The organism is Brevibacillus gelatini (assembly GCF_003710935.1).
Lineage (GTDB): Bacteria > Bacillota > Bacilli > Brevibacillales > Brevibacillaceae > Brevibacillus > Brevibacillus gelatini.
Genome location: NZ_RHHS01000015.1, coordinates 31,527 through 54,783 on the forward strand (window position 1 = coordinate 31,527; position 23,257 = coordinate 54,783).

Here is a 23,257-nt window from a genome sequence, read left to right on the forward strand (position 1 = left end):
TGAACTCGATGGGGAATTTCACTGATCTGTACACCTTAACCCCGCTGCAGGAAGGAATGCTGTTCCATTCGCTGTACTCCGAAGGTTCGGCCTATATGATCCAGAACACTGCCGTTCTTACAGGCGAGCTTGACATCGCAAGCTTTGAAAAAGCCTGGAACAAAGTGGTGCAAAGACATTCGATTTTACGTACCGGCTTCCTCTGGGAAGAGGTCGAGAAGCCGCTGCAGGTGGTCTTCGAACATGTTCCTTTTACCATTCACCAGGAAGACTGGTCCGATCACAGCGAGACTGAACAGGAAACGATGCTGGCAGCGTTTTTGCAAAATGAAAAAGAAGCGGGCTTCGACTTGAGCGAAGCCCCGCTCATGCGCGTAACAGTCATCAAAAAGGCCGAAGCCGTGCACCAGCTCGTCTGGAGCTTCCACCATCTGCTGTTGGACGGATGGAGCAGCCCGATCGTTTTTCAGGAAGTTCTCGAATTTTATCAGGCGTACCGCCAAGGCAAAGAGCTGAGACTGCCGCAGCCAAGACCGTTCAAGGATTACGTCTCCTGGCTCCGCCGTCAGGACAAGCAGGCAGCCGAGACGTTCTGGCGCGAGTTTTTGGGCGAAATCGAGAATCCGACGCCGCTTCCTTTTGAATCGTATGCCAAAAGGAAGCAAGAGACGGAAAAAGGCATTCGGGAATCGACAAAAATTTTGTCTCGTGACGTGACCAAAGCGCTTTCCAAATTGGCGCGGACGTACAAAGTCACCATCAACACCATCGTGCAAGGCGCATGGGCGATCCTCCTCAGCCGTCTGAGCGGCGAGGAAAGCGTGGTGTACGGGGTAACCGGCTCCGGGCGCCCGAGCGACCTGCCCGGCGTGGAGCAGATGGTGGGGATGTTCATCAACACCTTGCCGATGAAGGCGACCGTCGCTCCCGAGAAAACGCTGGCTCACTGGTTCAAGGAATTGCAGGAACAGCAATCCAGAGTCCGCCAGTATGAATACACGTCATTGGTCGACATTCAGGGCTGGACGGATGTTCCGCGCGGGATGCCGCTGTTCGAAAGCATTTTTGTATTTGAAAACTACCCGCTCGGGGAAGAGGCCGAGCAGGAGGTCGGGTTCACCATCTCTCATGTGCAACACTTCCAGGAGGTGGATAATCCGCTCACCGTTGTCGGGATTCCGGGTGATCCGTTCCGCATCAAAATGATGTACGCGACAGAGCGCTTTGAGCCAGCGGCAATCGAGCGGACTCTTGACCAGCTCGAACGTATTCTGGAGGCAATCGTTGACAATCCGGAGCAACGCCTGTCCGCGATTTCATTGCTCAGCGAGGAAGAGAAGCAGCACTTGCTGTTTGAGCTGAATCAGACTGCGACCCACTATCCTGCCGACAAAACGGTCCATCAACTGTTTGCAGAGACAGCAGCCAAGTACCCGGAGCGCATCGCCGTCGTCGCGGGCAACCAGCAGTTGACTTATGCCGAGTTGGAGGCAAAAGCGAACCAGCTTGCTCACTACTTGCAAAAGCAAGGAGTGGAGACAGGTACTTTTGTCGGGATATGCGTGGAACGCTCGGCGGACATGCTCGTCGGACTGCTTGCGATTCTCAAGGCAGGCGGGGCGTACGTGCCGCTCGACCCGGCGTATCCAAAAGAGCGTCTCGACTTCATGCTGGCCGATGCCAACGTGTCCGTCTTGCTGACCCAAAAGCATCTGGCGAAAATGTGGAGAAGCCGCAAGCGCCGCGTTGTCTGCCTGGACCGCGACAGGAAGAAATGGGCAGAAGAAAGTACGCTTTCGCCTGCTGCGGATACGACCAAGGACAGTCTCGCCTACGTCATCTACACGTCGGGCTCTACGGGTACGCCAAAAGGGGTTCTCGTTCCGCATCGCGGAATCGTGCGTCTCGTGAAGGAAACGAATTACGTCACGATCAGCGAAGAAGACGTCTTTTTGCAAGCATCTACCGTATCGTTTGACGCGGCTACTTTTGAAATCTGGGGAGCGTTGCTGAACGGAGCTAAGCTTGTGCTGATGCCGCCGCATCTGCCTTCGCTCGATGAACTGGGCGAAGCGATCCAAAAGCACAACGTGACGACGCTGTGGCTGACAGCCGGGCTGTTTTCCATCCTGGTCGACCACAAAGCCGAATATTTGCGCGGTGTGCGGCAGTTGCTCGTCGGCGGTGACGTCGTCTCCGTCCCGCATGTGCGAAAAGTGCTGGCCATGGGCGGCATCACCGTCATCAACGGCTATGGCCCGACGGAAAACACGACGTTTACGTGCTGCCATCCGGTCACGGAGCTTGCCGACGAGATCACCTCGTTCTCGATTGGCCGTCCGATCAGCAACACGACGGTGTACGTTCTGGACAAAAACAGACAGCCTGTTCCGATTGGTGTTGCAGGCGAACTATACATAGGGGGAGACGGTCTTGCTCTTGGCTATTTGAACAATCCGGAGCTGACCGCAGAGCGGTTCGTGGACAATCCGTTCGACCCGCAAAAAGGTTCACGCCTGTACCGGACAGGCGATCTGGTCCGCTATTTGCCGGACGGCACGCTTGACTTTATCGGGCGGATCGACAACCAGGTCAAGATTCGCGGTTTCCGCATTGAATTGGGCGAGGTGGAAGCAGCGCTCTCTTTGCATCCGGCTGTGAACGAAATCGTGGTGCTGGCCCGCGAAAACAAGCAGGGCGAGAAGCACTTGACAGCGTATGTGACCGCATCGGCAGAGGAATCGCTCCATGCGTCCGACTTGCAGGCATGGGCAAAAGCAAAGCTGCCTGAGTTCATGGTGCCGACTTTTTACGTATTCCTCGATGCCATGCCGTTAACGGCGAACGGCAAGATCGACCGCAGACGACTGCCGGAGCCGGAATGGGACACTTCCGCTCTTTCTGGAGAATACATAGCGCCGCGCAATCAGGCAGAAGAGCTCATTGCCAACATCTGGTCGCAGGTGCTTGGAGTCGAACAAGTAGGGATTTACGACAACTTTTTCGAGCTGGGCGGACATTCGCTGCTGGCGACACGGGTCGTTTCCAGGCTGCGCGAAGCGTTTGGCACAGATCTGTCTGTGCGTTCGATTTTTGAGCATCCGACGATTGCCGCATGGAGTGAGCAAGCCACTGCCCTCATGGTGGGCGAAAAAGAGACGGACGGTACCACGATTCAGCCTGTGCCGCGAGAGGGCAAGCTGCCGTTGTCTTTTGCCCAGCAGCGGCTGTGGTTCCTCGATCAGCTCATGCCGGACAATCCGATGTACAACATTCCGTTTGCGCTTCGCATACAGGGAGAGTTGGACGTAGCGGCCTGGGAAAAAAGCTTGCAGACGATCATTTCGCGCCATGAAAGCTTGCGCACGACGTTCACGGACGAAGACGGACAAGCCGTGCAGGTAATCCATCCGCAGTTGGACTGGAAGCTTGCTGTGCTGGACTTGCGCGAGCTTGCCGCGAATGAGCGGGAACGGGAAGTAGACCGACTGGCTGCTGCCGAAGCTGCCCAACCGTTCAACCTGAGACAAGGGCCGCTGCTGCGCGCGTCGATGATCCGAATAGACGACCAAGCGTATGTCTTTTTCCTCAACATGCATCACATTATCTCTGACGGCTGGTCGATGGGCGTCTTCCTGCGCGAATTATTAGCCTATTACGAAGCTTTCCGCAAAGGAGAGGCGCCAACGCTCGCAGAGATGCCGATTCAGTACGCGGACTTTGCCGCCTGGCAGCGTGAATGGCTGGCTGGCGAGGTATTGGAGCAGCAGGTTGCCTACTGGAAAGAGAAGCTGAGCGGAGCGGAACCGCTTTTGGCTCTGCCGACAGACCGTCCGCGCCCTGCTGTCCAAAGCTACGCAGGGGCAGTCTATACCACCACTTTCTCGCGGGATTTGCTCGGCAAGCTGAAAGTCCTTAGCAAGGAAGCGAATGCTACCTTGTTTATGACGCTGCTCGCGGCTTTCCAAACCCTTCTGTACCGCTACAGCGGTCAGGAAGACATCGTGGTGGGCAGCCCGGTTGCTGGCCGCAATCGCCAGGAAACGGAGAAACTGATCGGGTTTTTCGTCAACACGCTGGCGCTGCGAACACAGCTATCCGGCGAGCTTACCTTTACCGAATTGCTGGCACGGGTTCGGGAAACAGCACTGGCAGCCTACGCGCATCAGGATGTGCCTTTTGAAAAACTGGTCGATGAGCTGCAACTGGAGCGCAGCCTGAGCTACTCGCCGCTGTTCCAGGTCATGTTCGTCCTGCAAAACTTCCCACTCGAGGAAGCGGAAGCGTCGGACATCCAGCTTACGTTGCTCGATACGGAACGCCACTTGACGACCTCCAAGTTCGACCTGACGCTGACAATGCGAGAGCAGGCAGACAGGCTCATTGCCTCGTTTGAGTACAGCACGGATTTGTTCGACCGCGCGACCATCGAGCGGATGGCGGAACATTTGCAAAACCTGCTGGAGGCAGTCATCGCCGAACCGGAAGAGCCGATAGGGCAGCTTGCATACTTGAGCGAGAGCGAACGGCACAAGCTGATCGTCGAGCTGAACGATACAGCCACCGACTATCCGCGTGATAAAACTGTGGCGCAGCTGTTTGCAGAAACAGCGGCCAAGTACCCGGAGCGCATCGCCGTCGTCGCGGGCGACCAGCAGTTGACCTATGCCGAGCTGGAGGCACAAGCGAACCAGCTTGCCCACTACTTGCAAAAGCAGGGAGTGGAGACAGGTACTTTTGTCGGGATATGCGTGGAACGCTCGGCGGACATGCTCGTTGGACTGCTTGCGATTCTCAAGGCAGGCGGGGCGTACGTGCCGCTCGACCCGGCTTATCCAAAAGAGCGTCTCGACTTCATGCTGGCGGATGCCAACGTGTCCATTTTGCTGACCCAAAAGCATCTGGCGAAAATGTGGAGAAGCCGCAAGCGTCATGTTGTCTGCCTGGACCGCGACAGGAAGAACTGGGTGGAGGAAAGTACGCTTGCGCCTGCCGCGGATACGAGCAAAGACAGTCTCGCCTACGTCATCTACACGTCGGGCTCTACGGGTACACCAAAAGGGGTTCTCGTTCCGCATCGCGGAATCGTGCGTCTGGTGAAGGAAACGAATTACGTCACGATCAGCGAAGAAGACGTCTTTTTGCAAGCATCTACCGTATCGTTTGACGCGGCTACTTTTGAAATCTGGGGAGCGTTGCTGAACGGAGCTAAGCTTGTGCTGATGCCGCCGCATCTGCCTTCGCTCGATGAACTGGGCGAAGCGATCCAAAAGCACAACGTGACGACGCTGTGGCTGACAGCCGGGCTGTTTTCCATCCTGGTCGACCACAAAGCCGAATATTTGCGCGGTGTGCGGCAGTTGCTCGTCGGCGGTGACGTCGTCTCCGTCCCACATGTGCGCAAGGTGCTGGCCATGGGCGGCATCACCGTCATCAACGGCTATGGCCCGACGGAAAACACGACGTTTACGTGCTGCCATCCGGTCACGGAGCTTGCCGACGAGATCACCTCGTTCTCGATTGGCCGTCCGATCAGCAACACGACGGTGTACGTTCTGGACAAAAACAGACAGCCTGTTCCGCTGGGAGTAGCAGGTGAATTGTATATCAGCGGAGATGGTCTGGCTCTTGGCTATTTGAACAATCCGGAGCTGACCGCAGAGCGGTTCGTGGACAATCCGTTCGACCCGCAAAAAGGTTCACGCCTGTACCGGACAGGCGATCTGGTCCGCTATTTGCCGGACGGCACGCTTGAATTTATCGGGCGGATCGACAACCAGGTCAAAATTCGCGGCTTCCGCATCGAATTGGGCGAGATCGAGACAGCGCTCGCGAGCCACCCGGCTGTGCAAGACGCGTTCCTCCTGGTGCGAGAAGATACACCTGGTGACAAAAGGCTTTGCGCCTACCTTGTTTTTGCAGAAGGCGAAGCGGTTGAACCTGTCGAGATGCGCTCGTATCTCAAAAACAAGTTGCCGGAGTACATGATTCCGTCCGCTTTCGTGAAAATTGACAGCCTCCCGCTGACGCCGAACGGAAAAGTGGACCGCCGGGCACTGCCAACACCGGAATATGTGGGCGGCGAGGCAACTGACCGTTATGTGGCGCCTGTGACAGAGCTGGAAGTAATGCTTGCCGATATTTGGAAAAGTGTGCTCGGTGTAGCGAGCGTCGGCATCCACGACAACTTTTTTGAACTGGGCGGGGACTCCATTCTCAGCATCCAGATCGTGGCCCGGGCGAACCAGGCAGGCATTCGCTTCACACCGAAGCAGTTGTTCGAGAATCAGACAATCGCCGAGCTGCTGCGCGTCGTGACAGATGCGAACCAGGCGTCAGGTGCGAAATGGGAAAACGAGCAGGGGACCGTCACCGGGAACGTGCCGCTTACCCCGATCCAGAAATGGTTTTTTGAAGCTGAGCAACCTTCCCTGCATCACTGGAACCAGTCGTTGCTGCTTACTGTACAGCAGCCGGTGGACACTGCCGTTCTGGAACGGGCGATTGAGAGCTTGCTCTCGCACCACGATGCGCTGCGCATGCGTTTTACGCGACAGGACGGCACGTGGACGCAACAGATGGAAGGGCACAGCGATCAAGTCCCATTCCGCAGCGTGGACTTGTCGAATCTCCCGCGGGAAGAACAGGCAGCCCGGCTGGAGGAAATCGCCAGTGAGGTTCAAGCGAGCCTGAACATTACGGAAGGCCCGGTCGTACAGGCCGTGTACGTGAACCTGGGGGATAGCGAAGCGGGCAGGCTGCTGCTCGTCGTTCACCACCTGGTCGTCGACGGAGTATCGTGGCGGATTTTGCTGGAAGATTTGCAGCATGCCTATGAGCAACTGGCAAACGGTCAAGACGTGCATTTCCCGGCGAAGACCACTTCGTTCAAGATGTGGGCAGAGCAATTGGTCAACTATGCCAACTCGGATGAGCTGAACCAGGAAAAAGCGTACTGGCTCCGCCAAGGCAGCGGGGTGAGTCCGCTCCCGATCGACCATCCGTTTGAGCCTGGCCAAAACACGGAAGCGTCAGCGCGACAAGTGACGTTCTCGCTGAGCAAAGCGGAAACGCGCGCCTTGCTGCAAGAAACACTATCCGCCTACCGCCTGCAAATCAACGATGTGCTGCTCGCCGCCCTGGCCAAAGCGCTGAACCGCTGGACAGGAAAAGAGACGCTGTACGTCCATCTGGAAGGGCACGGCCGCGAGGAAATTATGGAAGGCGCCGATCTGTCCCGTACCGTTGGATGGTTCACAAGCATGTATCCGGTGCAACTGGCGTTTGACCAGACGATGCCGTGGGGCAGCCTGCTGAAAACGGTCAAGGAGCAGCTTCGCCAGATTCCGCGAAAAGGAATGGGCTACGGCATCCTGTACTACCTGAGCGATGACGATGCGTGGAGAGAGCAGGTGCAGGCACAGGCAAAACCGGAAATCAGCTTCAACTACCTTGGGCAGTTTGACCAGGTGATGTCGAGCGATTCGAAGTTCGGCATCGCGGAGGAAGCGAGAGGCTCGAATATTGCCCCTGATTCCATTCGTGCGCATTTGCTGGATGTGAACAGCGTCATTTCAGGTGAACAACTGCACATTACCTGGATGTACAGCCAAAACATCCACAACGAAAGCACGATCGAAGCAGTGGCCCGTGATTACATGGCGGCCTTGCGCGAAATCATGGCCCATTGCCGCTCCGAAGAGGCAGGGGGCTACACCCCTTCCGACTTCCCGCTGTCCCGTCTGGATCAGCGCGCGCTCGACCAATACGTGGGCAAGGAGCGCTCCATTGAAAACGTCTATCCGCTGACTCCGCTGCAGGAAGGAATGCTTTTCCATTCCTTGTACGAGCAGACGGGCGGAGACTATGTGGTGCAATTTTCCATGACGATGCACCATTTGCAGGTTGACGTTTTCCAGCAGGCATGGCAAAAGGTCGTGGACCGTCACCCGATTTTGCGCAGTTCCTTTATTTGGGACGGGGTGGCCAAGCCGCATCAGATTGTCCGCAAACATGTTCCGGTATCGGTTGTGGAAAAAGATTTGCGCCATCTGCCCGCCGATCAGCAAAAAGCGGAGTGGGACGCGTTTTTGGAGGCGGATCGCAGAAGCAGCTTCGCGATTACCGAGCCGCCGCTGATGCGCTGGACGTTGTTTCGGATCAGCGACGAAGCGTACCGCTTCATCTGGAGTTTCCACCACGTCTTGCTTGACGGCTGGAGCGTACCGCTCGTCATGAAAGACTGGTTTGCCGCTTATCTGGCTCTGGCGGACGGAAAAGACATTCAGCTTGGCGCTGTGCAGCCGTTTTCCCACTATGTCGCGTGGCTGCAACGCCAGGATTTGCAAGCGGCCGAGCGCTTCTGGCGCAGCCATTTGAAAGGCATTTACGCTCCGACCCAGTTGAAGATGGGAAAAGCAGCGCAACCTGGCGCGGTTCGGAAAGCGTACGACGAGCGTTCCATTCGCTTCTCGGCGCAGTGGACACAGCAATTGCAAGCTTTTGCCCGTCAGCATCAGGTGACGATGAATACATTGGTGCAGAGCGCATGGGCATTGATCCTTGGCGCTTACAGCAACGAAGCGGATGTTGTTTTCGGGGTAACGGGTTCCGGACGTCCGGCCGATTTGCCTGGCGTGGAAAACATGGTGGGGCTGTTCATCAACACACTGCCGATTCGCGTGACCCTGGACCCGCGCAAAACAGTTCGGGAATGGCTGCGCGAATTGCAGGAGCTGCAGGTGGAAATTCGCCAGTACGAGTACACGTCGCTGGTTGACATCCAAAAATGGAGCGAAATCGAGCGTAACGCTTCCTTGTTCGAGAGCATTTTTATCTTTGAAAACTACCCGATTGACGAGTCTGTCAAAGAAGTGGATCACAGCTTCCGAATCGCAGATGTGGACTCGGTGGAGCAAACGAACTATCCGCTGACGGTCGTTTGCGGCCCTGGCGAAGAGTTTCTGGTCAAAATCAAGTTCGATCAGAGTCGCTTCGACGGTGGAGGAATCGAGCGCGTCCTGGAGCAGATGACGCTTCTGCTGCAATCCATGACAGCCAACCCGGACCAACTGCTTGCTGACGTGAGCATGATGAGTGAACGCGAGCGGCAGCAAGTGCTTGTCGAGTGGAACGAGACGAAGGTGGAGTATCCGACAGGGCTGTGCGTGCATCAAGCGTTTGAACAGCAGGCGGCAAAGACACCGGATCACGTCGCGCTCGTGTACAAAGAGCAGGAGCTGACGTATGCCGAGCTGAACCAACGGGCGAACCAACTGGCACATCAACTGCTTGCGCAAGGAGCGAAGCCGGATACGCTTGTCGGGATTTGCGTCGAGCGCTCGCCGGAAATGATAATCGGCATTCTCGGTGTGCTGAAAGCGGGAGCCGCCTACGTGCCGATCGATCCGGCACTGCCGCAAGAGCGGATGGCGTACATGCTCGAAGATTCACAGGCTGGCGTTTTGCTGACGCAGCAATCGCTCGTCGATATGTTGCCCGCAACGAACGCTCGCGTGATTTGCCTCGATGGCGATACACGGGCAAATGAGCCTGTGACCAATCCGGAAAGCGGGGCTACGGAACAAAATCTTGCCTACGTCATGTACACGTCAGGCTCTACCGGGTTGCCAAAAGGGGTGATGGTTGAGCACAACAGCGTGATGAATATGGCCTATGCCTTGATCGAAGCGTTTCGGATTCAGCCATCCAGCCGCGTCCTGCAGTTTACATCGTTCAGCTTTGACGTGTCCGTCTCCGAGATCGTCATGGCTTTGCTCGCCGGAGCGACACTGGTGATCGAGGATCGGGAGTCGCTTTTGCCAGGCCCTGAACTCATTACGGTTTTGCGAGAAAAACGCATCACGACCGTCTCGATGGTGTCCTCCGTGCTCGCAGCATTGCCTGGTGCTGATTTGCCTGACTTAAAAACGTTGATTGTCGGCGGAGAGGCACCAAGTGATGAACTTGTTGCCCGCTATGCGGCAGGTCGCCAGTTTTTCAACTGCTACGGACCGACGGAGGCAACGGTGTGCTCCACCATGATGCTGTGCCAGCCGGATATGAAAAATGTGCCAATCGGCCGTCCGATCGCCAATGCGACCTTGTACGTGCTGGATGCGAATATGAAGCCAGTTCCGGCAGGAGTACCCGGTGAACTGTACATCGGGGGGAAAGGCCTGGCCCGTGGATACTGGAATCGTCCAGAACTGACGGCAGAGCGCTTTATTGCGCATCCGTTCGGAGCAGAGGGAGAGCGGCTCTATCGCACAGGCGACCTTGTCCGCTATTTGCCAGATGGCAACCTCGAATTCCTTGGACGAATCGATACGCAGGTGAAAATACGCGGTTACCGCATCGAGCTGGGAGAAATCGAGAATGCGCTCAGCCGACACGCTGCGGTACAGGAAGCCGTAGTCGTTGCGTTCGATCAGCGTTTGGCGGCGTATCTGGTGGCGGCAGGCGAAGACAAGCCGGCAGCAGAGGAGCTTAGCCGCTATCTGAAAGAAACGTTGCCTGACTATATGATTCCATCCGGTTTTGTCTGGATGGAGGCGATTCCGCTTACGGTCAACGGAAAAGTAGATCGCCGCGCACTGCCTGCACCGGACTGGGGACAACGGACCAGCCAGCGGGAGTATGTCGCGCCGCGCACGCCGACGGAAGAAATGGTAGCCAACATCTGGGCGCAGGTGCTGTCCGTCGAGCAGATCGGAATCCATGAGGATTTCTTTGAACGGGGCGGTCATTCGCTTTTGGCTACCCAGGCCGTTTCCCGCATGCGCCATGCTTTTGGCGTGGAGCTGCCGCTTCGCACGCTGTTTGACTATCCGACAACCGCTGCGATCAGCGGGCAAATCACCGCCCTTTTGCAGGGAGAAAACCGTGTGGACAGCTCGCCGATCACACCCGTGTCGCGTGACAAACAACTGCCGCTTTCGTTTGCCCAGCAACGGCTGTGGTATTTGGACAGGCTGATGCCGGACAGTTCCGTGTACAACATCCCGTCGGCTGCCCGTCTGTACGGGGAAATGGACGTCGAAGCGTGGGAGCGCAGTCTCCAGCTGATGATTCAGCGCCATGAGAGTTTGCGGACGACTTTCTCCGACATCGACGGGGAAGCCGTGCAAATCATTCATCCTGACATCGCGTGGAAGCTGGAACGAATCGATTTGCGGGACGCAGACAATCGCGAAACAGAGGCATTGCGTCTCGCGGCAGAAGATGCGAAACAGCCGTTTGACTTGCAGCGAGGTCCACTGCTTCGCGCAAGCCTGATTAGCCTGGCCGAGCAAGAGTACGTCTTTTTGCTGAACATCCATCATATTGTTGCGGACGGCTGGTCGATGAGCGTATTCATGGACGAGCTGGCAACGATCTACGAATCGCTTCGCAAGGGAGAAACGCCGCAGCTTGCCGCAATGCCGCTGCAATATGCCGACTATGCCGCATGGCAGCGCCAGTGGCTGCAAGGAAGCGTATTGGAGCAACAGGTAACATACTGGAAGCAGAAACTGGGCGGTGCCGAACCACTTCTGGCCCTGCCGACAGATCGTCCGCGCCCTGCCGTGCAAAGCCACAATGGGGCGATGCATACGATTACGCTTTCGGCAGAGTTGCTCACCGCGTTGAAGGCGCTCAGCCGTGAAGAAGGCTCGACGTTGTTCATGACGTTGCTCGCTGCCTTCCAGACCTTGCTCTACCGCTACAGCGGTCAGCACGACATCATCGTCGGCAGTCCTGTTGCCGGACGTAACAGACAGGAAACGGAGTCGCTCATCGGCTTCTTCGTCAATACACTGGCGATGCGCACCGACATGTCCGGGGACCCGACGTTCCGCGACTTGCTCGGAAAAGTCCGGGAGACCGCGCTGGAAGCGTATGCGCACCAGGACCTACCGTTTGAAAAGCTGGTGGATGAGCTTGCGCTTGAACGCAGTCTCAGCTACTCGCCGCTGTTCCAGGTGATGTTCGTCCTGCAAAATATTCCGCTGGGCGTCCAGACGCTGTCTGACATCCGCATCGAGCCGTTTGACAGAGGGCATGAAGGGGTAAGCGCCAAGTTTGACATCACCCTGACTGCTGCAGAGCTGCCGGACGGACTGATGGCAACCTTCGAGTACAATACCGATCTGTTCGATCCGGCCACGATTGAGCGGATGGCGGGTCATTTTGCCAACCTGCTGGAAGCCATCACGGCAAATCCGTTGCAGAAGATTACAGCGATTCCGCTCATCAGCGATCAGGAACGGGAGCAGGTTCTCGTGCATTGGAATGACACGCGTGTACCGTTTGAACGGGAAACGTGCGTGCACGAGTTGGTTGCCCGGATCGCCCGGGAGATGCCGAATCAGCTTGCGGTCGTCTCCGCTGATGGACAGATCTCTTATGCCGAACTGGATGCCAGAGCGAATCAGGTGGCAAACTGGCTGCGAAATCAGGGAATCACCTCCGAGACACTCGTCGGTATTTGCGTACAGCGCTCCATCGACATGCTCGTCGGTCAACTGGCGATCTGGAAGGCGGGCGGTGCGTACGTCCCGATGGACCCTGATTACCCGCAAGAGCGTCTCGCGTTCATGATGGCAGATGCCGGCATGCCCGTTGTCCTCACTCAGGAGCACTTGCTTGCGCGACTGCCGCAAGAGACTGCTGCGTTACTTTTCTGCCTGGACCGCGACTGGAATGTCTTGGCAAAAGAGAGCAGCGAAGCTCCGGTGATCGAGATGACAACAACAAGTCTCGCCTATGTGATCTACACGTCTGGTTCTACCGGAACGCCAAAAGGGGTAGAGATCGAGCATGCTGCCTTGCTGAACCTCGTGTCCTGGCACCAACGGGCATACAACGTGCAGGCTGAAGACAGGGCGACTCAAATCGCGGGTACAGCCTTTGACGCTTCGGTCTGGGAAATCTGGCCGTACCTGACGAAAGGCGCGACGCTGTACCTCCCATCCGAAGAAATCCGTCTCGTGCCGGAAAAATTGCGGGATTGGCTTGCTGTGTCGGAGATTACCATCAGCTTTTTGCCAACCCCACTTGCCGAGAGGATGCTTGCGCTGGAATGGCCGGGTCACACCAGCTTGCGCTACATGCTGACAGGGGGAGACAAGCTGCACGACTATCCGCCGGCAACCTTGCCGTTTACCCTGGTGAATCAGTACGGGCCAACGGAAAATGCGGTTGTGGCGACGGCAGGTATCGTTCCGCCAGAGGCGGGGCAAGGGTCCGCGCCATCCATCGGACGTCCGATTGACAACGTGCAGGTGTACGTCCTCGATGAAAAGCTGCAGCCTGTGCCGATTGGCGTAGCGGGCGAACTGTACATTGCAGGAGACAGCCTGGCGCGCGGCTATCTGAATCGCCCCGAATTGACCAAGGAACGGTTCGTGGCCAATCCTTTCTCTGAAAAAACGGGCACGCGCATGTACCGGACGGGGGACCTCGTGCGCTACTTGCCGGATGGAAACATCGAGTTCATCGGGCGGGCTGACGATCAGGTAAGCATCCGCGGCTTCCGTATCGAGCTGGGCGAGATCGAAACGGCATTGTACAACCACCCGGCGGTAAAAGAAACGGTCGTCGTCGTTCGGGAGGATACGCCGGGAGTGAAGCGACTCATTGCCTACGTCGTGCCGACAGAAGGGCAGGAGGTGCGGACAGGCGATTTGCGCAGCTATCTCAAGGAAACGCTGCCTGAGTACATGGTGCCAGCCGCCTTTGTTCTCATGAATGCCTTGCCGCTGACGCCAAACGGCAAGGTAGATCGCAGAGCGCTCCCCGCCCCTGACTTGTCCCGCAGCGAGGCAGCAGGCACTTTTGCCGCTCCGACAACCGAACTGGAAGCCAAGCTGGCAGACATCTGGAAAAGTGTGCTGGGCGTTGCCGAAGTCGGCATCCACGACAACTTTTTTGAGCTCGGCGGCGACTCCATCCTGAGTATCCAGGTTGTCTCCCGAGCCAATCAGGCCGGAATTCGCCTGACGCCGAAGCAGCTTCTGGGCAATCAGACAATTGCGGAACTGGCGGGCGTCGCAATCGTAACGGACGACACCCCAGCAGCGAAACTGTCCGCCGAGCAAGGCATCGTGACAGGGGACGTGCCGCTCACGCCGATTCAGTCGTGGTTTTTTGCCTCCGGGCAGCCGTCAGTCCATCATTGGAACCAATCCTTGCTGCTCACGGTTCAACAGCCTGTTGATCTGAGCGTCCTGGAGCGGACCATTGAGGTGTTGCTCGCTCATCACGACGCCTTGCGCATGCGTTATGCCAAGACGGAGCAAGGCTGGACACAGCGGATCGAAGGGGTAGCGGAGTCGGCGCCATTTTACAGTGTTAGCCTTGCTGAGTTGCCTGACGAACAGCAACTGGCTCGGCTGGAGGAAATCGCAAACGAGGTGCAAGCAAGCCTGCATCTGATGGAGGGGCCTGTTGTTCAAGCGGTTTACTTCCATCTCGGGGCCGATCAGCCTGGCCGTCTGTTGCTCGTCGCCCATCACCTTGTGGTAGACGGCGTGTCGTGGCGTATTTTGCTGGAGGACCTGCAAACCGCCTACGAACAACTGGCATCCGGTCAATCCGTGCAACTCCCGGCCAAGACAACCTCCTTTAAAACGTGGGCCGAACAGCTGCAAAAATATGCCGCTTCCGAAGCCATCGAGCAGGAAAAAGCATATTGGCTGAGCCAAAGCAGCGAGGTGAGCCGACTGCCGATTGACCACGCGTTCGATCCAGGTCAAAACACGGAAGCGACCGTCAAGCAAGTCACCCTTTCCCTGACAGCGGAAGAAACCCGCGCGTTGCTGCAGGATGCACTGGCGCCATACCGCCTGCAAATCAACGACGTGCTGCTAGCCGCTCTCGCCAAAGCCTTGCATGGCTGGACGGGCGAAAAGACAATGGCTGTCCATCTCGAAGGGCACGGACGCGAAGAACTGATCGAGGGTGCAGACTTGTCCCGCACTGTTGGCTGGTTCACGAGCATGTACCCGGTACAGCTTGCCATTGAGCCGACGAAGCCGTGGGGCGAGTTGCTGAAGGCAGTCAAGGAACAGCTTCGCCGCATTCCGAACAAAGGGGTCGGCTACGGCATCCTGCGTTATTTGAGTCCGGATGAGGAACTGCGGACAAGACTCGGCGAGAAGGCGCAGGCCGAGATCAGTTTCAACTACCTTGGCCAGTTCGATCAGGCAGTCTCGCCCGAGTCGAAATTTGGCATGGCCCAGGAATCGAGAGGAGCCCATCTCGGGGAAAATGCGCTACGTCAGCATTTGCTGGATGTCAACAGCGTCATTACGGGAGAGCAGCTCCATGTCACGTGGATGTACAACGAAAACATTCACGAGGAAAGCACGATTCAAGCGCTCGCGGCAAGCTACATGGAAGCGTTGCGCGAGATTATCGCACACAGCCAGTCGGCAGAGGCAGGAGGCTATACGCCGTCCGACTTCCCGTTAGCACGCATGGATCAACGCGCTCTCGACAAGCATCTGGGACAAGATCGCCTGGTCGAAAACGTCTATCCGCTCAGTCCGCTGCAAGGCGGCATGCTGTTCCACTCCCTGTACGAACAGGAGGGGGGAGACTACGTCGTCCAATTGGCGATGACCATGGAAGGGCTGCATGTGGAAGCTTTTGAACAGGCGTGGCAAAAGGTCGTCGACCGCCATTCGATTTTGCGCACATCGTTTATTTGGGAAGGTCTGGAGGAACCGCATCAGGTTGTCCGCAGACAAGTACAGGCGCGCGTGGAAAAAATCGACCTGCGCCATCTCTCTCCGGCAGAGCAAAAAGCGGAGCTTGCCCGCTATCTGGAGGCTGATCGCAGACGCAGTTTCGAGATCACGGCACCGCCGCTCATGCGCTGGACGCTGTTCCGCCTGAGCGAGGGAGCATATCGCTTTGCGTGGAGCTTCCATCACGTCCTGCTCGATGGGTGGAGCATCCCGATTGTGCTGAAAGACTGGTTCGCCGCGTATTTGTCCCTGGCAGAAGGAAAAGAGGCTGCCTATAGTCCGATTCAGCCGTTCTCGCACTATATCGAATGGGTTTTGCGCCAAGATTTGCAGGCAGCCGAGCAGTTCTGGCGCGAGCAGCTAAAAGGCTTTTACGAGCCTACGCCATTGGCGATGGGCGATAGCGCGAGTGGTCAGGCTGAGACTGCAAAAGGATACGCGGAGCGAGAAATTCGTTTGCCGGAAGACGTGACAGCCCAATTGCAAGCTTTTGTCCGTTCGCATCAGTTGACGTTGAACACGCTTGTGCAAGGGGCATGGGCGCTTGTCCTGAGCCGCTACAGCGGAGCAGATGACATCGTCTTCGGTGCGACAGGCTCCGGCCGTCCGGCTGATTTGCCCGGCGTGGAGGACATGGTTGGTCTGTTCATCAACACGCTGCCGATTCGCGTTTCAGTGGATGCGAGCAAAACGGTGCGGGAATGGCTGCATACCATGCAAAAGCAGCAAGTGGAGCTGCGCCAGTACGAGTACACGCCGCTCGTCGACATTCAGGGCTGGAGTGACATGCCGCGCAACACGGCGCTGTTCGAGAGCATTTTCATCTTTGAAAACTACCCGCTTGGCGAGTCTGTGCAGGCAGAAGACCACCAACTGCATTTGTCTGACGTGGAGACGATTGAGCAGACGAACTATCCGCTCACGGTCGTCTGCGGCCCAGGGCGAGAACTGATCCTGAAAATCAAGTTCGACCAAAGCCGTTTCACTTCCGAGCGAATCGGGCGCGTGCTGCAGCAGATGTCCCTTTTGCTCAAGTCCATGGCAGCAAAACCGGAGCAGCGCCTCGCAGAAGTGTCGATGATGAGTGACAGCGAGCGCCAGCAGGTGCTGTTCGAATGGAACGATACGAGCGTGGCATATCCCGAACAGCTATGCGTTCATCAGGCGTTTGAAAAACAGGTGGAGAAGTCGCCAGATGCCGTGGCCCTCGTCTACAAGAATGTGGAGTGGACCTATGCCGAACTGAACCAGCGGGCTAACCAGTTGGCGCACAGACTGCTCGCATGGGGAGTACAACCGGATACGCTGGTGGGCATTTGCCTCGAGCGTTCGCCGGAGATGATCGTCGCTTTCCTCGGCGTGCTGAAAGCAGGGGCTGCCTACGTGCCGATTGATCCGGCGCATCCGCAGGAACGGATCGCCTACATGATCGAGGATTCGCAGGCGAGCGTTTTGCTGACACAGCAATCGTTGCAGGACAGGCTGCCTGCCGATTCCAGTCAGGTGATCTGCCTCGACAGCGGCGAACTCGCGAATGAGCCGACCGCCAATGTGACAACAAGCGTCAGCGAACACAATCTGGCCTATGTCATCTACACGTCCGGCTCGACCGGGTTGCCAAAAGGCGTCATGATCGAGCATCACAGCGTCATGAACCTGGCGCATGATCTGATGCAAACGTTCGGGATCGACGCGACCAGCCGCGTCCTGCAATTCATCTCGTTCAGCTTCGACGTGTCGGTGTCCGAGATCGTCATGTCCTTGCTCGCCGGTGCGACCCTGGTTATCGAGGATCGCGAGGCGTTGCTGCCAGGGCCTGAGCTGATCCGGGTATTCCAGGAGAAGCGTATCACGGTAGTATCCATGACTTCTTCTGCACTGGCCGCCTTGCCGGAAGCTGATTTGCCTGATCTGCAAACGATTATCGTCGGCGGCGAACCGCTCAGCCGTGAGCTTGTCGCCCGCTTTGCAAATGGCCGCCGGTTGTTCAACTGCTACGGACCGACCGAAACAACCGTCACGGCTACGCTCAAGCGTTGTCAGGATGATGGCAAAAATCCGCCAATCGGCCGACCGCTTGCCAATGTCACAACCTATGTGCTGGATGCACACGGGCAGCCTGTGCCAGTCGGCGTACCAGGCGAACTGTACATCGGCGGCAAAGGGGTGGCAAGAGGCTACTGGAACCGTCCCGAGCTTACGGCAGAGCGCTTTATCGCGCATCCGTTCGGACGGGAAGGAGAACGGCTCTACCAGACGGGCGACCTCGTTCGCTATCTGGACAACGGCGAGCTCGAATTCCTGGGCAGGATCGACGACCAGGTCAAAATTCGCGGCTACCGCATCGAACTGGGCGAAATCGAAAATGCACTCAGACAACATCCCGCTGTGCAAAACGTCGTGGTTATCGCACGCCAGGATCGGTCCGAAGACAAGCGTCTGGCTGCTTATCTGGTCGCAGCCGATAGCCAGCAGCCGAGTGACGAAGAGCTTGTTCGCTATCTGAAAACGACCTTGCCGACATACATGATCCCGGCAGGCTACGTCTGGATGGAGAAAATCCCGCTTACGGTCAACGGAAAGGTAGACCGCCGTGCCCTCCCTGCACCGGATTATGAACGCGACACGTCAGCAGCGCAGTATGTGGCTCCGCGCAGTCCTGTCGAAGAAATCGTGGCGAACATCTGGGCGCAGGTACTGGCGGTGGAGCGAATCGGAATCCATGACGACTTTTTTGAACGGGGAGGCCATTCCCTCCTGGCTACCCAGGCAGTTTCCCGCCTGAAAGAAGCATTCGCTGTCGATGTGCCGCTGCGCATGCTGTTCGAGCATCCTTCTGTTGCTGCGATCAGCGAAAAGCTTGCCGAACTGCTGGAGGCCAAATCGGGAGTCGCCAACGTTCCGATACTCCCTGTTCCGCGCGATCAGCATCTGCCACTCTCGTTCGCCCAGCAACGGCTGTGGTTCCTGGATCGTTTGATTCCGGACAGCGCCTTGTACAACATTCCGTCCGCGATGCGCATAACAGGGCAGCTTAACATCCAGGCATGGGAACGCAGCTTGCAAATGATAATCGAGCGGCACGAGAGCTTGCGCACGACGTTCACGGACATTGACGGGGAAGCTGTGCAGGTCATTCACCCTGCGCTCGAATGGCACCTCGCTCACATTGACTTGCGCGACTTGCCGGATGAAGAGCGGGACGCCCAGGTACAGCGCTTGGAAAAAGCAGAGGCTACCCAGCCATTCCACCTGCGTACTGGACCGTTGATGCGGGCTACGCTTATCCAGACAGGCGACGAGCAGTTCGTCTTCCTGCTCAACATGCACCATATCGTCTCAGACGGCTGGTCAATGACCATTTTTATGGGAGAGCTGGCTGCCATTTACGAAGCGCTGTGCAAGGGAGATAGGCCGCAGCTTGCCGAGCTGCCGCTGCAATACGCAGACTTTGCCGCCTGGCAGCGTGAGTGGCTGCAAGGAGAGGTGCTTGAACAACAGCTCGCCTACTGGAAAGAAAAGCTGGATGGCGCCGAGCCGTTGCTGGCCTTGCCGACAGACCGTCCGCGCCCGGCTGTACAGACGCATCACGGTGCTTTGTACACGACGACATTCTCGCTGGAGCTTGCAGAAAAGCTGCATGCACTCAGCCGTCAGGAAGGCGCTACGCTGTTCATGACCTTGCTTGCGGCATTCCAAACGTTGCTCTATCGCTACAGCGGTCAGGACGACATCATCGTGGGAAGTCCGGTGGCTGGACGCAACCGACAGGAGACGGAGGGGTTGATCGGTTTCTTCATCAACACCCTGGCGATGAGGACAGATATGTCCGGCGCGCCGACGTTCCGCGAACTGCTGGCGCGAGTGCGCGAGACTGCGCTTGCGGCGTACACGCATCAAGACCTGCCCTTTGAAAAGTTGATAGACGAACTGGAGCTGGAGCGCAGCCTCAGCTACTCGCCGCTCTTCCAGGTCATGTTCGCGCTGCAAAACTTCCAGATGCAGACGCATGAATTTGAGGACATCGAGATCGCGCCGTTCGAAAGCAAGAACGACGCCGTCATGTCCAAATACGATATCAGCCTGACCATGGCAGAGACGCCAACCGGCCTGCTCGCTACGTTTGACTACAATACCGATTTGTTTGACCACAGCACAATCGTGCGCATGGTCAATCATTTCCAGCGACTGCTGGAAGGCGTCGCCGACCAGCCAGATCAGTCGATTACGACTTTGCCGCTCTTGGATGCAGAAGAGCGCAAGCAGCTTGTACTCGCGTGGAACGACACGGCTGTCGACTATTCGTATGAAGAAACCGTGCACGAACTCGTGGCGAAAATGGCCCGGAAGCTGCCGGAGCAAACGGCGGTCGTCTCCGCAGAAGGCTCGCTCACCTATGCAGAATTGGAGCGAAGAGCGAATCAGCTCGCGAACTACTTGCGACAGCAAGGGGTTACAGCGGAAACGCCTGTCGGAATCTGCGTCGAACGCTCCATGGAGATGATTGTCGGCCAGTTGGGGATTCTCAAAGCAGGCGGGGCATTTGTTCCGATGGACCCATCCTATCCGCAAGAGCGCCTGGCCTTCATGATGGAAGACACACAAATGCCAATCGTGCTGACCCAGGAACGATTGCTTGCGACATTGCCAACAGCGGATGCAGCGTTCATTTGCCTTGATCTCGATTGGGAGCTGATTGCAGAAGAGAGCACGGAAGCCCCGGAAATCACGACAACCACGAACGAACTGGCTTATGTCATCTACACGTCAGGCTCCACCGGAAAGCCAAAAGGCGTGGAAATCGAGCACCGCGCGCTGTTGAATCTCATTTACTGGCACCAGCGCGCCTACAAGGTCACGCCTGCTGATCGGGCATCGCAAATCGCGGGAACAGCCTTCGACGCCGCTGTCTGGGAAATCTGGCCGTATTTGACGGCAGGTGCGACGCTTTGCCTGCCGCAAGAAGAAATTCGCCTCGTTCCGGAAAAATTGCGCGATTGGCTCGTAGAGGAAGGGATCACGATCAGCTTCCTGCCGACGCCTCTTGCCGAGAGTTTGCTGACTGTTGAATGGCCGAGCCACGTCAGTCTGCGCTACATGCTGACAGGCGGGGACAAGCTGCATCAGTACCCTGCGGAACATGTGCCATTCACGCTGGTAAACCAGTACGGACCTACGGAAAATGCGGTCGTGGCGACAGCAGGCATCGTTCCCGTACAAGCGGGCCAGCTAACTCCGCCTTCCATCGGCCGCCCGATTGACAACGTGCAAGTTTACATCCTGGACGAAAACAGACAGCCAGTGCCGATGGGTGTTGCAGGCGAGCTGTACATTGCGGGCAGCAGCCTGGCGCGTGGGTACCACAAGCGTCCGGATTTGACCCAGGAACGTTTTGTAGAGAACCCGTTCAGCCCTGTGCGCGGGGAAAAAATGTACCGCACGGGCGATCTCGTCCGCTACCTGCCAGACGGCAACATCGAGTTTATCGGCCGTTCCGACGATCAGGTAAGCATCCGCGGTTTCCGCGTTGAGTTGGGCGAAATCGAGACGGCCCTGTACACGCATCCTGCTGTCAAGGAAGCGATTGTCCTCGCCCGCGAAGATATGCCGGGGGTCAAAAGACTGGCGGCGTACATCGTGCCAGCAAAGGGAGCCGCTTACGAAGCGGGCGAGTTGCGCAGCTACCTCAAGGAAAAGCTTCCGGAATACATGGTGCCTGCCGCATTCGTCATGCTGGAACCTTTGCCGCTGACGCCTAACGGCAAAGTGGACCGCCGGGCCTTGCCAGTGCCGGACTACACAGCGGACGGGGAATACGTTGCACCAGAGACGTTTGTCGAGCGAGTGCTGGCGGAGATATGGAAAGATGTCCTGGGGGTAGAGGAAGTCGGAATTCACGACAACTTCTTCGAACTCGGGGGAGACTCGATCCTGAGCATTCAGATCGTGGCACGGGCTGCCCAATCCGGCATTCGCCTGACGCCGAAGCTGTTGTTTGAAAACCAGTCGATTGCCGAGCTGGCTCAAGCAATCGGGGAGTCGGTCAGCATCTGCGCGGAGCAGGGGCCCGTCACAGGCAACGTGCCGCTTCTGCCGATTCAGCACTGGTTCTTCGAGCAAAAGCTGGCGAATCGCAATCATTGGAACCAATCGGTACTGTTGACTGTTGCGCCGATTGATCCGGACATCTTGCGACAAGCCTTCTACCATTTGCTCGGTCACCACGATGCCCTTCGCCTCCGTTTCTATCACGAGGATGGGCAGTGGAAACAGTGGGGCGCTGAATGGTCAGACATCGTTCCATTTAGCGCGGTGGAATTGGCAGATTTGCATGCCGAGCAGCAGGTGAAGCGAATCGAGGAAATTTGCAACGAAGCTCAGGCAAGCTTGCATCTGGCAGATGGTCCGTTGCTTCGTGCCGTTTACTTCGACCTCGGCCGCGAGCAGGAAGGCCGCTTGCTGATCGTCATACACCACCTGGCTGTCGACGGGGTGTCGTGGCGCATTATCACGGAAGACTTGAACAAGCTGTGCAACCAGCTTTTGCAAGGCAAGCAGGTGCAACTGCCGCCGAAGACGACTTCCTACAAATATTGGGCAGAAAAATTGGCAGAGTACGCCCATTCCGACAGTATCAGGGAAGAAGCAGCGTATTGGCTGAACAGCCTCGATGCAGAGGTGAACGCCCTGCCAAAAGATTACGAAAACGGCCAAAACCGCGAGCTTTCTGCCAAAACAGTTTCCGTCGCTCTGTCCAAGGAAGAGACGAAAGCACTCCTGCAGGAGCTGCCAGCAGTCTACCAAACCCAGATCAACGACGTCTTGCTGACTGCTTTGGCCGAAGCGATCTTCGTCTGGACCGGAAATCAGACGACACTGGTCCATCTGGAAGGACATGGACGTGAAGACCTGTTTGACGACGTCGACCTGTCCCGTACAGTCGGCTGGTTCACAACGATGTACACCATCCTCCTGGATACGAGAGGCACAACTTCGCTCAAAGCAGCGCTCCAAGCGACCAAAGAACGGTTGCGCAGCATTCCGAACAAAGGGATTGGCTACGGCATCCTCCGTTACCTGAATCAAGAGATGGCAGAGAAGTTCAAGGCTTTGCCAAAAGCAGAGATCAGCTTTAACTACCTGGGCCAGCTTGACCAGGCCATCCGCGACACAGATTCCTTGTTCGGCTATGCCAGCGAAGCGAGAGGCGACAACTTCAACCGCAACTCCGACCGTCAGCACCTGCTTGACTTCGGTTGCTCCGTTGTCGGCGGCCAATTGGTCGTAACCATCGCCTTTAGCGAAGAAATGTACCGTTTCGAAACGATGGAAGCATTGGCGGACTACTATGTGACCGCTCTGCGTCAATTGCTGGAGCTGGCCGAGAACGAAAAAGCCGCAGGACCTGCAACAACCGCTGCGAGCGATTTGTCCGAATTTGGCTGGGATGACGAAGAGATTGCCGACTTGCTTGATCTCATCCAGGAAAAGTGATTGATCCAATCTGCCGAGAGGCGTCAAAC

The 23,257-nt window shown here is 57.0% G+C and carries 1 protein-coding gene; it reads left to right on the plus strand.

The genetic code is table 11. From position 1 onward, the window contains the following. Window positions 1-8: 8 nt before the first annotated feature. Window positions 9-23,228: a non-ribosomal peptide synthase/polyketide synthase gene (locus EDM57_RS23885; RefSeq protein ID WP_122903768.1), complete on the plus strand. Its 23,220-nt coding sequence runs from the start codon at window positions 9-11 to the stop codon at window positions 23,226-23,228. Window positions 23,229-23,257 lie beyond the last annotated feature (29 nt).

What these genes read in the sequence shown, in the direction of transcription:
- EDM57_RS23885 (WP_122903768.1), top strand. Translation starts at nt 9, where the DNA reads ATGGGGAATTTCACTGATCTGTACACCTTAACCCCGCTGCAGGAAGGA.